Here is a 2,546-nt window from a genome sequence, read left to right on the forward strand (position 1 = left end):
AAGGACCAGGCGCCCTGGTTCTCCGGCTCGTCCTGCACCCACACGACGTCCGCGTCGCCGTACTTCGCGATCTCGGCGCGGATGCCCTCGACGTCGAGCGGGTAGAGCTGCTCGAGACGGACGATCGTGCCCGCGCCGGGCGTCGTCGGGCTGTTCTGCCAGTCCGCGCCCATGGCCGTCACGCTGCTCGCGACGACCGCGCGCCGCGGCCTCGGCCTCTCGACGTTCCTGTCCGCCGGCCACCGCGCGGACGTGTCGGGCAACGACCTCATGCAGTACTGGCAGGACGACCCGGCGACGCAGGTCGTGTGCCTGTACCTCGAGTCCATCGGCAACCCGCGCAAGTTCTCGCGCATCGCGCGCCGCCTCGCGTCCGTCAAGCCGGTCGTCGTGGTCACGGCCGGCCGGTCGGGGCACGTCGTGCCGCCGGGGCACGCCGTGCGCTCGACGCAGGCGCCGCGCCGCACGCTCGAGGAGATGCTCCGCCAGTCCGGCGTCATCCGGGCCGAGAACACGCACCACATGATCGACATCGCGCAGCTCCTCGCGCACCAGCCGCTGCCCGCGGGGCGGCGCGTGGGGGTCCTCGCGAGCTCGGCGTCCCTCGCCGCGCTCGTGGCCGAGGCCGCCGTCTCCGCGGACCTCGTCGTCTCCCACACCGACTTCGTCAGCGAGGACGCCTCGGCCGAGCGCGTCGCCGAGGCGGTGGAGGCCGTCTACGCGCCCGACGCGTGCGACGTCGTCGTCGTGGTCCAGGTGCCGACCGTGCGGCCGCGGCGCGCCGACGTCTCGCAGGCGGTCGCCCGCGCCGCGGCCCGCACGGGCCGCACGACGGTGGCGAGCATGCTCGGGCTCCACGGCCTGCCCGACGAGCTGTCCGCGCCCGACCCGCACGCGCCGCAGGACGGCGCCGCGCCGGCCACGTCCCGGGTGCCCGCGTACTCGACGCCCGAGGACGCCGTCGCGGCGCTCGGGGCCGTCGTGCGCTACGCCCGCTGGCGCGAGACCGACCACGGTGCGCCCGTGCGGCCGGCCGGCGTCGACACCGTGCGGGCCCGTGCGCTCGTCGAGCGAGCGCTCGCGGGGTCCCCGGAGACGGACCTCGAGCCCGAGGCGGCCGCCGAGCTCCTCGCGTGCTACGGGGTGCGCGTGTGGCCCGCGCGCCGCGTGCGGACGGCGGACGAGGCCGTCGCCGCGGCGCACGAGATCGGCTGGCCGGTCGCGCTCAAGAGCACCGCCGCGGCCCTGCGCCACCGCGCCGACCTCGGGGGGGTGCGCCTCGTCATCGCCGACGAGGCGGAGCTGCGCGCCGACGTGGAGCAGATGCGCGCGTCGCTGGCCGCCGTCGTGCCGAGCGCGGCGGACGCGCCGTTCGAGGTGCAGGCCATGGCCGACGCGGGCGTCGCGTGCGTCGTCCGCTCCACCGAGGACCCGCTCTTCGGGCCCGTCGTCTCGTTCGGGCTCGCCGGCGACGCCGTCGACCTCCTCGACGACGTCGCGTACGGCGTGCCGCCGCTCACCGACGTCGACGTCGCGGCGATGGTCCGGTCCGTGCGGGCCGCCCCGCGCCTCTTCGGCTACATGGGCGCGCCCGCCGTCGCCACGGCCGCGCTCGAGGACGTGCTCGCGCGCGTGTCCGTGCTCGCCGACGACCTGCCCGAGGTGCGCAGCCTCGAGCTGCACCCCGTCGTCGTGTCCGAGCACGGGGCGGCCGTGCTCAGCGCGCGCGTCCGCCTGGGCGACGCCCAGCGCGCCGACGCGCTGCGGCGCGCGCTCCCGGGCTGAGCCACGTCGCCGCGCGACGGCGACCGCACCGCGTGTCGCGGGCTGGCCCCGGCCTCCCGGCGGGTGGGAGAATGCGCGGGTGCCCTCCACGACCTCCGACGCCGCGCCGCACGCGGCCCCCGACGCCTGGACCGACCTGACCGCCCAGCTCCACCGTGCCGGCTACTACCCGGAGCTCGTCGCGGACGTCCTCGACGTCGCGGTCGCGGGCGAGGAGATCGTCTCCCACCTGGTGCTGCCCGAGACGACGTTCGACGCGTCGGAGGTGCGGCGCCACCTCACCGTCCTCGTGCTCACGCCGACGCGGCTCGTCACGGCGCACGTGGACGACCACCCGGCGGACAGCGAGAACCCGTCGGCCTCGGCCGCGGCGACGACGGAGTCGGTGCCGCTCGCGGAGGTGCGGTCCGTGTCGCTCACCCACGTCGTGGCGGACCCGCAGAGGCACCGCACCGGCACCCCGCCGCTCGAGGTGACGCTCGCCCTCGGCTGGGGCGCCGTCTCGCGCGTCGACCTCGAGCCCGCCGGCTGCGCCGACCCGGCCTGCGAGGCGGACCACGGTCTCACCGGCCAGATCACCCCCGACGACGTCGTGGTCCGCGTGAGCGCCGAGGCCGAGGGCCGGGCCGCGGTGGCCGCCGCCGTCGACTTCGCCAGGGCCCTGTCGCGGGCGACGGCGCAGCGCACCTCGTGACGGCCGTGCCGCCGCGGGCCGCGGCGGGTGCGGCCGTCGACCTGCCCGCGGACCTGCTCGCCCCGGA

At 77.5% G+C, this 2,546-nt stretch carries 2 protein-coding genes and 1 pseudogene; 2 read left to right on the forward strand and 1 reads right to left on the reverse strand.

Annotated elements, in window-relative coordinates:
• On the reverse strand, nucleotides 1–173 hold a 173-nt coding region (locus tag JZ5iCDA_RS18595; RefSeq protein ID WP_139123197.1), incomplete at its 3' end, for a hypothetical protein.
• On the opposite strand from JZ5iCDA_RS18595, the pseudogene JZ5iCDA_RS16755 reads away from it, so the two are divergent.
• Nucleotides 130–1,785, forward strand: a pseudogene (locus JZ5iCDA_RS16755) (acetate--CoA ligase family protein); the annotation flags it as partial. The gene JZ5iCDA_RS18595 and the pseudogene JZ5iCDA_RS16755 overlap by 44 nt on opposite strands.
• 79 nt (nucleotides 1,786–1,864) lie before the next feature.
• Entirely contained in the window at nucleotides 1,865–2,479 is a 615-nt protein-coding gene (locus tag JZ5iCDA_RS16760) for a DUF5998 family protein (protein WP_436967420.1), read from the forward strand.
• The last annotated feature ends 67 nt before the right edge of the window (nucleotides 2,480–2,546 follow it).

It is taken from the genome of Cellulosimicrobium cellulans, assembly GCF_001722485.1.
Classification (GTDB): Bacteria; Actinomycetota; Actinomycetes; order Actinomycetales; family Cellulomonadaceae; genus Cellulosimicrobium; species Cellulosimicrobium cellulans_A.